The organism is Streptomyces sp. 891-h (assembly GCF_022760275.1).
Taxonomy (GTDB): Bacteria; Actinomycetota; Actinomycetes; order Streptomycetales; family Streptomycetaceae; genus Streptomyces; species Streptomyces spirodelae.
This window is the reverse complement of sequence record NZ_CP050693.1, coordinates 2,998,972-3,013,216: the sequence shown is the minus strand read 5'-3', so window position 1 is coordinate 3,013,216 and position 14,245 is coordinate 2,998,972. Positions and strand designations below refer to the sequence as shown.

The following is a 14,245-nucleotide window of genomic DNA, read 5'->3' as shown; positions in this document are numbered from 1 at the left end:
CCGTACGCCTCTCGTGGGAGCCATCGGCGCACCCGGTGGGTCAGCCCTGCGACTGGCGGGGAAGTCCCAACTCGCGTGCGCCCACCAGGTCGCAGTACTCGCGTACGGCGCTGGTGCGTGCCACCACGCGCCCCCGGTGGACGACGATCCGGCTGTAGGCGAGCGACAGGGCGCCGGCCAGTTCGGTGCCGCGGACCGCGAGCAGTTCGGCGGGGAAGCCGGCTTCGACGCGTACCTCGGGCAGCCCCATCGCGGCGCGTGCGCGGGTGCTGACGGCCTCGTAGGCGCCGGGCGGGCGGGACTCGCCGTGGGAGGCGAGCAGGTAGGCGGCCTCCAACGGGTCGCCCCTCGCGACCTGGTTGGCGGCGTCGCGCAGGGCGCCGCTGCCCGCGGCGACCGCGACTCCGGCCGCCGTCAGCACCCGTACGGGTGCCGTCCGGTAGGGCACGGTGGGGGTGGGGCGCTCCAGGACGCCGCAGTTGCCCTGCGGAAGGCAGACCACGGTCACCCCGGCGGCGGCCAGTTGGCCCGCGGAGCGCTGCGCCACCTGGTGCGGCAGCCGGGCGAGTCCGCCGCACGGGCCGATGGTGACGCCGGGCCGCAGTCCGCCGACCGCCGCCGCCAGCCGGGCGAGGCGCGCCGGGTCGCTGCCGTCGGTGTGCAGGTCCACCGGGCAGCCGTGCTCGGCGGCGACCTCCAGCACCGCTTCCACGTAGCCGCCGGGGTCCGGGTCCAGATCGGGGCAGCCGCCGACCGCGGCAGCGCCCATCTTGACCGCGTCCCGCAGCATCGAGAGCCCCTCGGCGCCCGCCGCACCGGTCAGCAGCCGGGGTACGGCGACGGCGCTCAGGTCCACCAGGCCGCGCAGCGCTCTGCGGGCCTGGAGCACCGCGGCCAGGGAGCGCAGTCCGGCGACGTCCCCGATGTGCACATGGGTGCGCAGCGCGGTCGCGCCCTGGCTGAGCTGGAGGAGGGCGGCTTCGGTGGTGCGCCGCTGTACGTCCTCGGGGGCGAGCTCCGCGGGGGGCGCGGGGGGTTCGGCGGTCAGCGCGGTGTCGTAGTGCGCGTGCGGTTCGGCGGGGGCGGGGAGCAGCAGGTAGCCCGACAGGTCGATACGGGTGGCGCTGTCCTGCCCGGTGCCGAGGCTGCCGGCCGTGCCGACGGCTTCGATACGTTCGCCGACGAGCCGTACGTCGACGGTGCGGCCGTCCGCGAGCCTGGCGCCGCACAGCACGAGGGAGCGTGCCGGGCGGGCGGAATGCCGGGCGGCGGCATCGTGGAAATCCCGCCCCGCCTTTTCCGGCTCCTGCGGCTCGCTGTCGGTCATCTGGCTCCCACGTCGCATCCGGAGATGAGCGTATGACGCGCCGTGAGCGGCGGCGGGGAGGAGACGAATAGTCGTACTGGTGTGGTGCCGGAGCCGGTCGGGACGGCAGGGAAGGGGCGCGGGCGGGAGGCGGTATCGGACGCTGGGGAAGCCCGGTACCGGGCGCCTTGGAAGGGCTGGAACCGGGCGGGCGGAGGGCTGGAACCGGCCCCATGAGGGAGTCTGTACCGGGTACACGGGAGGGCGAACGTACCGGCACGATCCGGGACAAGATCGCATCGCGGCGGCGGCGCGAATACCGATTTCACGTTTGGCGGCGGGACGTGTAATGTCTTCACCGCTCGCCCCAATAGCTCAGTCGGCAGAGCGTCTCCATGGTAAGGAGAAGGTCAACGGTTCGATTCCGTTTTGGGGCTCTGATGTGAGAGATCTTCCGTCGGGAGGTCGCCGCATCGTGGCGGTGTAGCTCAGTCGGTAGAGCAAGCGGCTCATAATCGCTGTGTCACCGGTTCAAGTCCGGTCACCGCTACTTCACCGACAGTAGCCGGTTGTGGGGTCGGTCCTCCGATCGGCTACTCTTTCTGCGTTAAAACCCGTCCGTTCGTCAAGGAGCACTCAACGTGGCTGCCACAGACGTCCGCCCGAAGATCACGCTGGCCTGCGTGGAGTGCAAGGAGCGGAACTACATCACGAAGAAGAACCGGCGCAACAACCCGGACAGGCTTGAGATGAAGAAGTTCTGCCCGCGCGACAACCGGCACACGGTGCACCGCGAGACGCGCTGATTCCTCTCATGCTCTGAGGCCGTCCCCGCTCGTCGGGGTCGGCCTCGTGCTGTGTCCGGATGCCGCCTCGTGCCTGCGTCCGGACCCCTGGCCACGGCTCCGGACACCGCTCCGGTACGGGACGCCGCTCCGGTACGGGACCGCCCCAGGCGCCCGACGCCCGCGAACCCGTGCCCGCCGTGTAGAAGAAGCCGCATCCGCTGTGTAACCGCCACACTGCCGCAGGAGGCGCCGCCGATGGCACTCGATCAGTCTTTCGTCGGGCGGACGTACCCGCCCAGCAGGCCGTACGAGGTCGGCAGGGAGAAGATCCGCGAGTTCGCCGAGGCCATCGGTGACGACAATCCCGCCTACACGGACGCTGAGGCGGCCAAGGCGCTCGGTCACCCGGATGTGATCGCCCCGCCCACTTTTGTGTTCACCGTCACCTTCCAGGAGGCGGCGAATGTGATCCGCGATCCGAAGCTGGGCCTGGACTACGACCGGGTGGTGCACGGGGACCAGCGGTTCGCCTACCACCGTCCCGTCCGCGCCGGGGACCGGCTCTCCGTCACCTCCACGATCGAGGGGATCAAGTCCCTGGCCGGCAACGAGATCCTCGACATCCGCGGCGAGGTCGCCGACGCGGCGGGCGAACCGGTGGTGACCGTCTTCACCAAGCTGGTGGCACGTGCGGCGGAAGCCGCCGAGGGGGAGTGACCGGGATGACAGCGAAGATCGCCTACGCCGACGTCGAGGTGGGCACCGAACTGCCCTCCCGCACCTTTCCGGTGGACCGCGCCCGGCTGGTCAGATACGCCGGTGCCTCCGGGGACTTCAACCCCATCCACTGGAACGAACGGTTCGCCAAGGACGTCGGTCTGCCCGACGTCATCGCGCACGGCATGTTCACCATGGCCGAGGCGGCGCGGGTGGTGACCGACTGGACGGGCGACCCCGGCGCGCTGGTGGAGTACGGCGCGCGCTTCACCAAGCCGGTCGTCGTACCGGACGACGACGAGGGTGCGGCCATCGAGGTGACCGCCAAGGTGGCCAAGAAGCTGGACGACGAGGCCCGTACGGTGCGGGTGGACCTGACGGTCACCAGCGCCGGTGCCAAGGTGCTGGGCATGTCCCGCGCCGTCGTCCGCCTCGCCTGAGCCCCACACCCCGCACCCCCTAGCCACCCCGCACCGGCCGCTCCTCAGCGGCGGCCGGTGCGCCGTGGCGCGTACGCCCCCGTACTCTGGAGCGCGTGCAGGAACTCTACGTTGACTCCGGTGTCCCTCTGGTCTCGCTCGCCCCGCTGACGACGCTGCGCCTGGGCGGGCCGGCCCAGCGGCTGGTCACGGCGACCACCGACGACGAGGTGATCGCGGCGGTCCGCGAGGCGGACGACAGCGGCACTCCGCTGCTGATCATCGCGGGCGGCAGCAACCTCGTCATCGCCGACGAGGGCTTCCCCGGCACCGTCCTGCACATCGCGACCAGCGGCTTCTCGCTCTCCGGCACCAGCCTGGAGCTCGCGGCGGGCGAGAACTGGTCGGACGCCGTGGCGCGTACGGTCGAGGCGGGGCTGGCCGGCGTCGAGTGCCTGGCCGGCATTCCGGGCTCCGCGGGCGCCACGCCCATCCAGAACGTGGGAGCGTACGGCCAGGAGGTCTCCAGCACGCTCACCGAGGTCGTCGCCTACGACCGGCAGACCCGCGAGACGGTCACGCTCACCAACGAAGAGTGCGGCTTCTCCTACCGGCACAGCCGGTTCAAGGCCGACCCCTCGCGCCATGTGGTGCTGCGGGTCCGCTTCGCCCTGGAGGACGCGGAAGGGCTGTCAGCGCCCATCAAGTACGCGGAGACGGCACGCCTCCTCGGCGTCGAGCCGGGCGACCGCGTACCGGCCGACGCCGCGCGGAAGGCCGTGCTGCGGCTGCGCGCGGGGAAGGGCATGGTGCTCGACCCGGAGGACCACGACACCTGGTCGGCCGGCTCCTTCTTCACCAACCCGATCCTGGACGACGCCGACTTCGCCGTCTTCGTCGACCGGGTGCGCGACCGGCTCGGCCCCGAGGTGGCGCCGCCCGCGTTCCCCGCCGGGGAGGGGCGCACCAAGACCTCGGCGGCCTGGCTCATCGACAAGGCGGGCTTCACCAAGGGGTACGGCCAGGGACCGGCCCGGATCTCCACCAAGCACACCCTGGCGCTCACCAACCGCGGCTCGGCCACCACGGCCGACCTGCTCGCGCTGGCCCGCGAGGTGCGCGAGGGGGTTCAGGCCGCCTTCGGTGTCACCCTCACCAACGAGCCGGTGATGGTCGGCTGCGCGCTGTAGACGGCGCCGCGCTGTAGACGGCGCCGCGCCTGCCGGGGCTCAGTTGGCGACCCCGATGACCTTCCGCTCGGTATCCGGGTTGTCGACCATCGTCAGCATCGCGGCCGCGAGGTCCGCGCGGGTGATGCGCAGACGCCCCGGTACGGCGGTGCCCTCGCGCTGCTGCCACTGACCGGTGGCGGGCCGGTCGGTGAGCTGCGGTGGTCGCACCACTGTCCACCGCAGTGCGCTGGAGCTGATCTCCTCCTCCATCACGGCCAGGTCCGTGTAGATGTTCTTGAAGGCGCGCCGCACCAAGGGCAGCACCACCGTGCGGTGGAGCCGGCCCTCGTCGTGCGGCTGGGTGCCCACGGGTGCCGCGCTGACGGCGACGTAGCGCTCCACGCCCTCCGCCTGGAGGGCGCTCACGATCGCGCGGGTCCCGGTGGAGGCGATGCCCGCGCCCTTGTTGGTGGGGGAGCCGAGCGCCGAGAGCGCGGCGTCCGCGCCCGCGACCAGGGGACGCAGCGCCTCGGGGTCCCTTACGTCGGCGGTGGCGACCTCCAGCAGGTCGTGCCGTACGGGGAGCCGCTCGGGGTCCCGTACCACTGCTGTCACCTTGTGGCCCGCGTCCAGCGCCCGTCGTACCAGTTGCCGGCCGGTGCCGCCGGTGGCGCCGAAGATCGTGTAGCGCATGCCGTTGTGCCTCTCCTGTGCCACTCCGCGGCCGTTCCGCCGAGGGTGGGTGAGTATTCACTTACCGCTAGAGTGGGTGAATGCCCACTCGCGAGTCAACCCAGCGGGCCCGGCCCACCCGGGAGCGGATCCTGGACGCCGCCGACCACCTGCTGCGCACCATCGGCCTGGCCCGCACCACGACCAAGGAGATCGCCCGCGAGGCGGGCTGCTCGGAGGCCGCGCTCTACAAGCACTTCTCCGGCAAGGAGGAGATCTTCGTCCGCGTGCTGCACGACCGGCTGCCCCGCCTCAACCCGCTGCTGAGCGAGCTGGCGCAGGACCCCGGGGAGCGCGGGCTGGAGCGCAATCTGACCGAGATCGCCGAGCACGCGGCCCTCTTCTACGAGCAGAGCGTCCCCATCGCCGCCTCGCTGTTCGCCGAACCGGCCCTCAAACGCCGCCACTTCGAGGGCGTACGCGAACTCGGCGCGGGACCCCGCACTCCGCTGGTGGCCCTCGCCGCCTATCTGCGCGCCGAGCGCGCACGCGGCGCGGTGCGGTCCGACGCCGATGTGGACGCCGCCGCCGCGCTGTTGCTGGGCGCCTGCTCGCAGCGCGCCTTCCTCTACGACTTCGCCGCGGGGGAGCGCCCCGACCAGCCGCTCGCCGACTTCGTACGCGGCCTCGTGACCACCCTGCTGCACGGCCTGGCCCCGCGATGAGAGCCGCGCTGAGAGTCGCGCTGAGAGCCGCGCCCTAGCCGGGCTCGGCGGCCAGCCAGGCGTCGATGTCGGCCAGCACCGCGTCCCGCACATCCGGAGGCATCGAGGCGCCGCGTACCGACTGCCGGGCCAGCTCGGCCAGCTCCGCGTCGGAGAACCCGTGCCGACGGCGCACCAGTTCGTACTGCGCAGCCAGCCGCGAGCCGAACAGCAGCGGGTCGTCGGCGCCCAGCGCCATCGGCACACCCGCGTCCCACAGCGCCCTTACGGGTACGTCCTCCACCTTGTCGTAGACGCCCAGCGCCACATTGGAGGCGGGGCACACCTCGCAGGTGACCTGCCGTTCGGCCAGCCGCGCCAGCAGCCAGGGGTCCTCGGCGGCGCGCACCCCGTGGCCGACGCGGGTGGCGCGCAGATCGTCCAGGCAGTCCCGTACGCTGCCGGGCCCCGACAGCTCGCCCCCGTGCGGTGCCGCGAGCAGCCCGCCCTCCCTGGCGATGGCGAAGGCGCGGTCGAAGTCGCGTGCGAAGCCGCGCCGTTCGTCGTTGGAGAGCCCGAAGCCGACGATGCCGCGGTCCCGGTAGCGCACCGCGAGCCGGGCCAGCGTGCGGGCGTCCAGCGGGTGCTTCATCCGGTTCGCCGCCACCAGTACGCGGATGCCGAGCCCTGTCTGCCGGGAGGCCGACTCGACGGCGTCCAGGATGATCTCCAGCGCGGGGATGAGACCGCCGAGCCGGGGCGCGTAGGAGGTGGGGTCCACCTGGATCTCCAGCCAGCGGGAGCCGTCCCGTACGTCCTCCTGGGCCGCCTCGCGGACCAGGCGCTGGATGTCCTCCGGTTCTCGCAGACAGGACCGCGCGATGTCGTAGAGCCGCTGGAACCGGAACCAGCCGCGCTCGTCGGTCGCGCGCAGCTTGGGCGGCTCGCCACCGCTGAGCGCGTCCGGCAGGTGCACGCCGTACTTGTCGGCCAGCTCCAGCAGCGTGGAGGGGCGCATCGACCCCGTGAAGTGCAGGTGCAGGTGGGCTTTCGGCAGCGTACGCAGGTCCCGCTCTCCGGAAGAGTGCAACATCCCAAGATCCTGCCGCATCCGACCGCCGGGAAGGTAGCCGGTTCCCGTCAAGGGGACAGCCCGAATACGCGAGCGGGCCCGGGGCATCCGCCCCGGGCCCGCCGCAGGAGACCGCTGTCTCAGCAGGAGACGGCTGTCTCAATGGTCTCAGCTGTCTCAGTCCTGGGCCTCGGCCAGCAGCTTCTGGATCCGCGAGACGCCCTCCACCAGATCCTCGTCGCCCAGTGCGTAGGAGAGCCGCAGGTAGCCGGGGGTGCCGAAGGCTTCACCCGGTACGACCGCGACCTCGACCTCCTCCAGGATCAGCGCGGCCAGCTCGACGGTGGTTGCGGGCCGCTTGCCGCGGATCTCCTTGCCGAGCAGCGCCTTGACCGACGGGTAGGCGTAGAACGCGCCCTCGGGCTCAGGGCACAGCACGCCGTCGATCTCGTTCAGCATCCGCACGATGGTGCGGCGGCGCCGGTCGAATGCCTCGCGCATCGCGGAGACGGCGTCCAGGTCGCCGGAGACGGCGGCCAGCGCGGCGGCCTGCGAGACGTTGCTGACGTTGGAGGTGGCGTGCGACTGCAGGTTGGTCGCGGCCTTGATCACGTCCTTGGGGCCGATCAGCCAGCCCACGCGCCAGCCCGTCATGGCGTACGTCTTGGCCACGCCGTTGACGACCACGCACTTGTCGCGCAGCTCGGGCACGATCGCCGGCAGCGAGGTGAACTGCGCGTCGCCGTAGACCAGGTGCTCGTAGATCTCGTCGGTGAGCACCCACAGCCCGTGCTCGACCGCCCAGCGGCCGATCTCCTCGACCTGCTCGCGCGGGTAGACGGCGCCGGTCGGGTTGGAGGGCGAGACGAACAGCAGCACCTTCGTCTTCTCGGTGCGGGCTGCCTCCAGCTGGTCGACCGAGACCCGGTAGCCGGTCGTCTCGTCAGCGGTGACCTCGACCGGGACGCCGCCCGCGAGCCGGATGGACTCGGGGTAGGTGGTCCAGTACGGAGCGGGCACGATGACCTCGTCGCCCGGGTCGAGCAGCGCGGCGAACGCCTCGTAGATGGCCTGCTTGCCGCCGTTGGTGACCAGCACCTGGGACGCGTCGATCTCGTAACCGGAGTCGCGGAGCGTCTTGTCGGCCAGCGCGGACTTCAGTTCGGGGAGTCCGCCGGCGGGGGAGTAGCGGTGGTTCTTCGGGTCGCGCGCCGCGTTCACGGCCGCCTCGACGATGTAGTCGGGCGTCGGGAAGTCGGGTTCGCCGGCGCCGAAGCCGATCACCGGTCGGCCGGCGGCCTTCAGCGCCTTTGCCTTGGCGTCCACGGCCAGCGTCGCGGACTCGGAGATCGCGCTGATACGGGCCGAAAGACGTCGCTCGGACGGGGACTGTGCAGGGGGAGTCGCTGCGCTCATACAGGCATGTTCCCAGACCGGGCGGCGGCGGGGCACCGGGGTTCGGCGGCGGCTGGATCACATCGGCGGCACAACGGCGGCACGTGGGCAACACGGCCGAGGAGGGCGACAGCGGCACATCCTGTTCGACGCCCGGCCGCAGAGCACGTACACTCTCACGTCGTTGGCCTTCAACCGTCACTCACCGTCTGCACGTGGAGCGCACTCCATGCGACCGCGTGGATGCGGTAGGTTGAGGGAGACACAAAGGGTCGTAGCTCAATTGGTAGAGCACTGGTCTCCAAAACCAGCGGTTGGGGGTTCGAGTCCCTCCGGCCCTGCTACACACACGTCGCCGAGGTGTGTGCTTGCGTACGTAGAATGCACTGAATTGCACCGCCGTGCGGCCGGGCCGGACGCCGCAGGGCAACGACCCGGATCAGGTGAGGACGAGTGACGGAGATCACGGATACCACCGAGGTCCCCGAGCCCGGAGGGTCGTCCGAAGGCAAGAAGCCCCGCAAGGGCGGAAAGCGGGCGAAGAAGGGGCCGGCGGCCCGGCTCGCGCTTTTCTACCGCCAGATCATCGCGGAGCTCCGGAAGGTCGTCTGGCCGACGCGGCAGCAGCTCTCCACGTACACGAGCGTGGTGATCGTCTTTGTCATCATCATCATCGCTTTGGTGTTCGTGATTGACTATGGGCTGACCGAAGTCATGAAACACGTCTTCGGCTGACCCTCCGCGAAGAGCCCCCTCCGCGGGGCTTTCCGCGTGTTCGACCCCTTGAAGCCAGGAAGAAGCAGCCACCGTGTCTGAGCCGAACATGAACGATGCCGTCGAGCCCGCGGAGGGCGACGACACGGCGCGCGACATCGTCGAGGCAGCGGACAGCAGCGTCGACCGGGCGGAAGCCGCCGAGAGCGCTGCCGGTGAGCCCGCCGAGGAGGCCGCCGTCCGCGAGGAGGACGAGGCCGAGGCCACGGCCCCCTCCGACGCCTCGGACGAGGAGACCGACGAGGCCGAGGCTGCCGAGGCCGAGGAGGCTGCGGAAGCCGAGGAGGAGCAGGTCGACCCCGTCGCCCAGCTCCGCGACGAGCTGCGCCACCTGCCCGGCGAGTGGTACGTGATCCACACCTACGCCGGCTACGAGAACCGCGTGAAGACCAACCTGGAGCAGCGCGCCGTCTCGCTCAACGTCGAGGACTTCATCTTCCAGGCCGAGGTGCCGCAGGAGGAGGTCGTCCAGATCAAGAACGGCGACCGCCGCACCGTGCGCCAGAACAAGCTGCCCGGCTATGTGCTGGTCCGGATGGACCTGACCAACGAGTCGTGGGGCGTCGTCCGCAACACCCCCGGCGTCACCGGCTTCGTCGGCAACGCCTACGACCCGTACCCGCTGACCCTCGACGAGATCGTCAAGATGCTCGCGCCGGAGGCCGAGGAGAAGGCCGCCAAGGCCGCAGCGGCCGACGAGGAGGGCAAGCCCGCGGGCGGTCCAGGCCGCAAGGTCGAGGTCCAGGTGCTCGACTTCGAGGTCGGCGACTCGGTCACCGTCACCGACGGCCCGTTCGCCACCCTCCAGGCGACCATCAACGAGATCAACGCCGACTCGAAGAAGGTCAAGGGCCTTGTCGAGATCTTCGGCCGCGAGACCCCGGTCGAGCTGAGCTTCGACCAGATCCAGAAGAACTGACTCACCGGCCCCGGCGGGAGCCCAGGGGCGGTACAACAGCTTCCGGTCAGGTCAGGAAGGCGCTCGCGCCCTTCCTGACCTGCTCGGTTTCAAGCCGCGGAACGGTACGGGCTATCGTTGTGCGGTATGCCTCCGCCCGGGTGAAGGGTGGGGGAGTCGCAACTCACCAGGACCCGGAGAGAACATGCCTCCCAAGAAGAAGAAGGTCGCGGGGCTGATCAAGCTCCAGATCCAGGCCGGCGCCGCCAACCCGGCTCCGCCGGTCGGTCCGGCGCTGGGTCAGCACGGCGTCAACATCATGGAGTTCTGCAAGGCGTACAACGCCGCGACCGAGTCGCAGCGTGGCTGGGTGATCCCGGTGGAGATCACGGTCTACGAGGACCGCTCCTTCACCTTCATCACCAAGACGCCGCCGGCCTCGAAGATGATCCTCAAGGCCGCGGGTGTGGAGAAGGGCTCCGGCACCCCGCACAGCACCAAGGTCGCCAAGATCACTCGCGACCAGGTGCGCGAGATCGCCACGACCAAGATGCCCGACCTCAACGCGAACGACCTGGACCAGGCGGAGAAGATCATCGCCGGTACCGCCCGTTCCATGGGTGTGACCGTCGAGGGCTGAGCCCCCGGCACCGGCATCTGACCCCATCCCCGTGGCAGGGCCAAGCGCTGGCCCGCACCACGACTCCACACCATCAGGAGCAGCAGTGAAGCGCAGCAAGACTCTCCGCGAAGCGGACTCGAAGATCGACAGGACGCGTCAGTACGCGCCCCTGGAGGCCGTCCGCCTCGCCAAGGAGACCTCCACGAAGAACTTCGACGCGACCGTCGAGGTCGCCATGCGCCTGGGCGTCGACCCGCGCAAGGCCGACCAGATGGTCCGCGGCACCGTCAACCTCCCGCACGGCACCGGTAAGACCGCCCGGGTCCTGGTCTTCGCGACCGGCGACCGTGCTGCGGCGGCGGAGGCCGCTGGGGCCGACATCGTCGGCTCCGACGAACTCATCGAGGAGGTCGCCGGCGGCCGTCTCGACTTCGACGCCGTCGTCGCCACCCCGGACCTGATGGGCAAGGTCGGCCGCCTCGGCCGGGTGCTCGGTCCGCGTGGTCTGATGCCGAACCCGAAGACCGGCACCGTCACCCCCGATGTCGCCAAGGCCGTCGGCGACATCAAGGGCGGCAAGATCGAGTTCCGCGTCGACAAGCACGCCAACCTGCACTTCATCATCGGCAAGGCGTCCTTCGACGAGCAGCAGCTCGTCGAGAACTACGCCGCGGCCCTTGAGGAGATCACCAGGCTGAAGCCCGCGGCGGCGAAGGGCCGGTACATCAAGAAGGCCTCCTTCACCACCACCATGGGCCCCGGCATCCCGGTCGACCCGAACCGCACCCGCAACCTCCTGGTCGAGGAGGACCCGGCCGCGGCCTGATCCGCGACCGGCCCGCAGGCGCCCGAAGGCCGGTGCCCGCCCCGCACGGGGTGGGCACCGGCCTTCGCCGTTTCCGTACCTGGGTTTCGCCGCTACCGCCCGGGAACCCCTCCCAGTGGTTGCGTCGTCTACGACGTTGCATAAGGTGCCGGTAAAACACGGGGGCCCAGGGTGGGCCCGCCCATAACGAGGGGGAGTCCCATGCGGAAGACCAGGTTGGCCGCGGCTGCGGCGGGCATCGCGCTGATGGCGGGCCTGACGGCGTGCGGCAGCGAGAAGTCGGGGGGCGGTGGCGACGACAGCGCCAAGGGCGGCGACTCGCCCGTCCAGAGCGCCCTCGCGGCCCTGAAGAAGGCGTCGACGGCCACGGACAACCAGAACTCCGCCAAGGTCGAGGGCGTCAACAAGCAGACGGCCCAGGGCCGCACCATGAACACCAGCATGAAGGGCGCCTTCGACTGGTCCGGTGGCGGTATGAAGGGCCAGGCCGACCTCACCATGGGCGCGGGCGGTCAGGCGAAGGCGATCTACCTGCCCGACGCGATGTACGTCGCGCCCGCCACCGGTGCCCCCGGCGGCAAGAAGTGGATGAAGTACGACTACGACACGCTGGCCGAGAAGGGCGGCGCCTCGGGCGCCATGCTCAAGGACCAGATGCAGAACAACAACCCGGCGCGCTCGGTCCAGCTGGTCCTGGCCTCGGGCAAGGTCAAGGCGCTCGGCACCGAGACGGTCCGCGGCAAGAAGACCACGCACTACTCGGGCACGATATCCGTCTCCGAGCTGACCCGGATGCAGTCCAAGGACCTCTCCGAGAGCGACCTGCAGGCGCTGGAGCAGCAGTTCAAGCAGCAGGGTCTGAAGAAGGAGAAGATCGATCTGTGGATCGATCAGGACGACCTGCTGGTCAAGAAGCGCGAGGTGGCCAAGAGCACCGACGGCGCGACGAGCGTGGACGCCACCAACTTCTACACCGACTACGGCACCACGGTGACGGTTGAGGCCCCGCCCGCCGGGGAGACGACGGACGCGGCTGCCGCGATGGGTGGCAACAGCCTCAGCTGAGCCGGCCGCGCGGGCGCGCCGCGAGCCACGCAGGCGCCTTACAGCGCGCACCCGCGCACCCGGGTAGTCGCACAGCCGCGTTGCAGCCGCACAGGCTCCAGGGGCCCGGACCGGATTTGCCGGTCCCGGGCCCCTTCGCGTAATCTCCTTACGAAGCCAAAGACCGCTGGTCGTCGTCGTGCGCACACAGAGCGCCGACGGCCGAAGGATCCGCTCGCTGCGGACGACCCGCGCAGGTGAATGAGGAAGAACTCCCGGGGCGCCGCAAGCACTCCGGTCGAGTCCACGCCCCATGCGCCTGCGCTGGGGCGTTTGTTGTGTTCGCCCCTTCCGAGCGGTCCTCATCACCCGGAAGGAGGCCGAGGCCCATGGCGAGGGACCAGATCGCTCCCGACAAGATCGCAGCCGTCAACGAGATCACGGACAAGTTCCGTGGCTCGAACGCCGCTGTGGTCACCGCGTACACCGGACTCTCCGTGGCCCAGCTCAAGGAGCTGCGCCGTGCGCTCGGTGACAACGCTCAGTACCGAGTGGTGAAGAACACGCTGACCAAGATCGCGGCCAAGGAGGCCGGGATCAACGAGCTCGACGAGTTCCTGACGGGCTCCTCGGCTGTCGCCTTCGTGACCGGTGACCCGGTCGAGGCGGCGAAGGGTCTTCGTGACTTCGCCAAGGAGAACCCCGCCCTCGTGATCAAGGGCGGCATCGTCGACGGCGCGCTGTACGGCGCCGACGACCTCAAGAAGCTCGCGGACCTCGAGTCCCGTGAGGTGCTGCTCGCCAAGCTGGCCGGTGGCATGAAGGCGTCCATGGCCAAGGCCGCGGCGACCTTCCAGGCCCCGCTCTCGAAGTTCGTCCGCACCGCGGACGCGCTTCGCAGCAAGGTCGAAGAGCAGGGCGGTGCCGACACCACGGCTCCCGCCGAGACCGAGTCCGAGTAACAGCCGTCTCCGGTCGCCCGTCACAGCGGGTGACCGATCGCGACCGGCAACCGACCGTACTCGGTCACAGCGGGCCGTAAGCCCGCCGACATATTGATCCGGCACCAGCCGACTGAAGTGGAAGGACCACAACCATGGCGAAGCTCAGCCAGGACGAACTGCTTGCCCAGTTCGAGGAGATGACCCTCATCGAGCTGTCGGACTTCGTGAAGAAGTTCGAGGAGAAGTTCGACGTCGAGGCCGCCGCCCCGGCCGCCGCCGTCGTCGCAGCCCCGGGTGGCGGCGCTGCCGCCGCCGAGGCCGAGCCCGAGCAGGACGAGTTCGACGTCATCCTGACCGGCGCCGGCGACAAGAAGATCCAGGTCATCAAGGTCGTGCGTGAGCTGACCTCGCTGGGTCTGAAGGAGGCCAAGGAGCTCGTGGACGGCACCCCGAAGCCGGTCCTCGAGAAGGTCGCCAAGGACGCCGCCGACAAGGCCAAGGAGTCCCTCGAGGGCGCCGGCGCCTCGGTCGAGGTCAAGTGACCCTGACTCGATGAGTCACTCGGCTCCCGGTACGGCGGCCTCCTCGCAGGGCCGCCGGGCCGCGGAGTCATCGCGGTGCACCGCGTCTACCCCGCGCGGGTAGCCGTACCGCGAAGGGCGATCACCCAGACGGGTGGTCGCCCTTCGCCGTTGCTGGACGGTCGCGCCCTGAGTGGGCGACGGCGGGTATGGTGATCTTCGTTGCTCCTGGGGGCCTTGACGAACGGCACACAGCGCGCAATTCTCGGGACGCGTCGTCACATCGATCCGAACTCCGAGGCATGGATCGGCGACGAAGCGGGAATGGTTGCGGCAGACACGACGGGCCGCAGCACACACGTCCTCCCCGG

General features: G+C 70.3%; 16 protein-coding genes and 3 tRNA genes. 15 read left to right on the top strand and 4 right to left on the bottom strand.

What is annotated here, in order from left to right; genetic code table 11:
• Positions 1-40 precede the first annotated feature (40 nt).
• Complete coding sequence (locus HC362_RS13010; protein WP_243084089.1) at positions 41-1,327, bottom strand: hydrolase; 1,287 nt, start codon at positions 1,325-1,327, stop codon at positions 41-43.
• Positions 1,328-1,670: 343 nt separating this feature from the next.
• Here HC362_RS13010 and HC362_RS13005 point away from each other — a divergent pair.
• From HC362_RS13005 to HC362_RS12980, 6 genes are all read left to right on the top strand, one after another.
• Positions 1,671-1,743 (top strand) — tRNA-Thr (locus HC362_RS13005).
• A gap of 40 nt (positions 1,744-1,783) precedes the next feature.
• Positions 1,784-1,856: transfer RNA gene (locus HC362_RS13000), tRNA-Met, on the top strand.
• Between the two features lie 91 nt (positions 1,857-1,947).
• Positions 1,948-2,112, top strand: coding sequence for a 50S ribosomal protein L33 (gene rpmG / locus HC362_RS12995; protein ID WP_019354206.1), 165 nt, complete (start codon positions 1,948-1,950; stop codon positions 2,110-2,112).
• Positions 2,113-2,349: 237 nt separating this feature from the next.
• Positions 2,350-2,811 (top strand): MaoC family dehydratase N-terminal domain-containing protein, encoded by a 462-nt coding sequence (locus HC362_RS12990; RefSeq protein ID WP_243084088.1) that lies wholly within the window; start codon positions 2,350-2,352, stop codon positions 2,809-2,811.
• Positions 2,812-2,816: 5 nt separating this feature from the next.
• Positions 2,817-3,251 (top strand): MaoC family dehydratase, encoded by a 435-nt coding sequence (locus HC362_RS12985; RefSeq protein ID WP_243084087.1) that lies wholly within the window; start codon positions 2,817-2,819, stop codon positions 3,249-3,251.
• A 128-nt stretch (positions 3,252-3,379) separates the two neighbouring features.
• The gene (locus HC362_RS12980) at positions 3,380-4,420 is read left to right on the top strand and encodes a UDP-N-acetylmuramate dehydrogenase (protein ID WP_347568539.1); all 1,041 of its coding nucleotides are present in this window, start codon (positions 3,380-3,382) and stop codon (positions 4,418-4,420) included.
• Between the two features lie 39 nt (positions 4,421-4,459).
• Here the strand turns inward: HC362_RS12980 and HC362_RS12975 are convergent, their stop codons facing one another.
• Positions 4,460-5,095, bottom strand: coding sequence for an SDR family oxidoreductase (locus tag HC362_RS12975; RefSeq protein WP_243084085.1), 636 nt, complete (start codon positions 5,093-5,095; stop codon positions 4,460-4,462).
• A gap of 80 nt (positions 5,096-5,175) precedes the next feature.
• On the opposite strand from HC362_RS12975, the gene HC362_RS12970 reads away from it, so the two are divergent.
• A complete protein-coding gene (locus tag HC362_RS12970; RefSeq protein WP_243084084.1) occupies positions 5,176-5,799 on the top strand; it encodes a TetR/AcrR family transcriptional regulator in 624 nt (207 codons plus the stop codon).
• Positions 5,800-5,833: 34 nt separating this feature from the next.
• On the opposite strand, the gene HC362_RS12965 is transcribed toward HC362_RS12970, so the two are convergent.
• Complete coding sequence (locus tag HC362_RS12965) at positions 5,834-6,889, bottom strand: adenosine deaminase (protein WP_243084083.1); 1,056 nt, start codon at positions 6,887-6,889, stop codon at positions 5,834-5,836.
• A 138-nt stretch (positions 6,890-7,027) separates the two neighbouring features.
• Positions 7,028-8,266 carry a pyridoxal phosphate-dependent aminotransferase gene (locus tag HC362_RS12960; RefSeq protein ID WP_209267000.1) on the bottom strand — a complete coding sequence of 413 codons (1,239 nt, stop codon included), beginning with the start codon at positions 8,264-8,266 and terminating at the stop codon, positions 7,028-7,030.
• A gap of 247 nt (positions 8,267-8,513) precedes the next feature.
• On the opposite strand from HC362_RS12960, the gene HC362_RS12955 reads away from it, so the two are divergent.
• The 8 genes from HC362_RS12955 to rplL all read left to right on the top strand — a co-directional run bounded on the left by HC362_RS12955 (position 8,514) and on the right by rplL (position 13,895).
• Positions 8,514-8,586: transfer RNA gene (locus HC362_RS12955), tRNA-Trp, on the top strand.
• Positions 8,587-8,698: 112 nt separating this feature from the next.
• Positions 8,699-8,980: a preprotein translocase subunit SecE gene (gene secE / locus HC362_RS12950; protein ID WP_243084082.1), complete on the top strand. Its 282-nt coding sequence runs from the start codon at positions 8,699-8,701 to the stop codon at positions 8,978-8,980.
• A gap of 73 nt (positions 8,981-9,053) precedes the next feature.
• Positions 9,054-9,938, top strand: a complete 885-nt coding sequence (gene nusG / locus HC362_RS12945) for a transcription termination/antitermination protein NusG (RefSeq protein WP_243084081.1) — start codon at positions 9,054-9,056, stop codon at positions 9,936-9,938.
• Between the two features lie 184 nt (positions 9,939-10,122).
• A complete protein-coding gene (gene rplK / locus HC362_RS12940) occupies positions 10,123-10,557 on the top strand; it encodes a 50S ribosomal protein L11 (RefSeq protein ID WP_209266998.1) in 435 nt (144 codons plus the stop codon).
• Positions 10,558-10,642: 85 nt separating this feature from the next.
• Positions 10,643-11,365 (top strand): 50S ribosomal protein L1, encoded by a 723-nt coding sequence (rplA, locus tag HC362_RS12935; RefSeq protein WP_209266997.1) that lies wholly within the window; start codon positions 10,643-10,645, stop codon positions 11,363-11,365.
• Positions 11,366-11,566: 201 nt separating this feature from the next.
• Complete coding sequence (locus HC362_RS12930) at positions 11,567-12,430, top strand: hypothetical protein (RefSeq protein WP_243084080.1); 864 nt, start codon at positions 11,567-11,569, stop codon at positions 12,428-12,430.
• Between the two features lie 368 nt (positions 12,431-12,798).
• Positions 12,799-13,371, top strand: coding sequence for a 50S ribosomal protein L10 (rplJ, locus tag HC362_RS12925; protein ID WP_209266995.1), 573 nt, complete (start codon positions 12,799-12,801; stop codon positions 13,369-13,371).
• A gap of 134 nt (positions 13,372-13,505) precedes the next feature.
• Positions 13,506-13,895, top strand: coding sequence for a 50S ribosomal protein L7/L12 (gene rplL / locus HC362_RS12920; RefSeq protein ID WP_209266994.1), 390 nt, complete (start codon positions 13,506-13,508; stop codon positions 13,893-13,895).
• Positions 13,896-14,245 lie beyond the last annotated feature (350 nt).

Coding starts and splice junctions, on each gene's coding strand:
- HC362_RS13010 (WP_243084089.1), bottom strand. CDS start 1,327: ATGACCGACAGCGAGCCGCAGGAGCCGGAAAAGGCGGGGCGGGATTTC.
- HC362_RS12990 (WP_243084088.1), top strand. CDS start 2,350: ATGGCACTCGATCAGTCTTTCGTCGGGCGGACGTACCCGCCCAGCAGG.
- HC362_RS12985 (WP_243084087.1), top strand. CDS start 2,817: ATGACAGCGAAGATCGCCTACGCCGACGTCGAGGTGGGCACCGAACTG.
- HC362_RS12975 (WP_243084085.1), bottom strand. CDS start 5,095: ATGCGCTACACGATCTTCGGCGCCACCGGCGGCACCGGCCGGCAACTG.
- HC362_RS12970 (WP_243084084.1), top strand. CDS start 5,176: ATGCCCACTCGCGAGTCAACCCAGCGGGCCCGGCCCACCCGGGAGCGG.
- HC362_RS12965 (WP_243084083.1), bottom strand. CDS start 6,889: ATGCGGCAGGATCTTGGGATGTTGCACTCTTCCGGAGAGCGGGACCTG.
- HC362_RS12960 (WP_209267000.1), bottom strand. CDS start 8,266: ATGAGCGCAGCGACTCCCCCTGCACAGTCCCCGTCCGAGCGACGTCTT.
- rplK (WP_209266998.1), top strand. CDS start 10,123: ATGCCTCCCAAGAAGAAGAAGGTCGCGGGGCTGATCAAGCTCCAGATC.
- HC362_RS12930 (WP_243084080.1), top strand. CDS start 11,567: ATGCGGAAGACCAGGTTGGCCGCGGCTGCGGCGGGCATCGCGCTGATG.
- rplJ (WP_209266995.1), top strand. CDS start 12,799: ATGGCGAGGGACCAGATCGCTCCCGACAAGATCGCAGCCGTCAACGAG.
- rplL (WP_209266994.1), top strand. CDS start 13,506: ATGGCGAAGCTCAGCCAGGACGAACTGCTTGCCCAGTTCGAGGAGATG.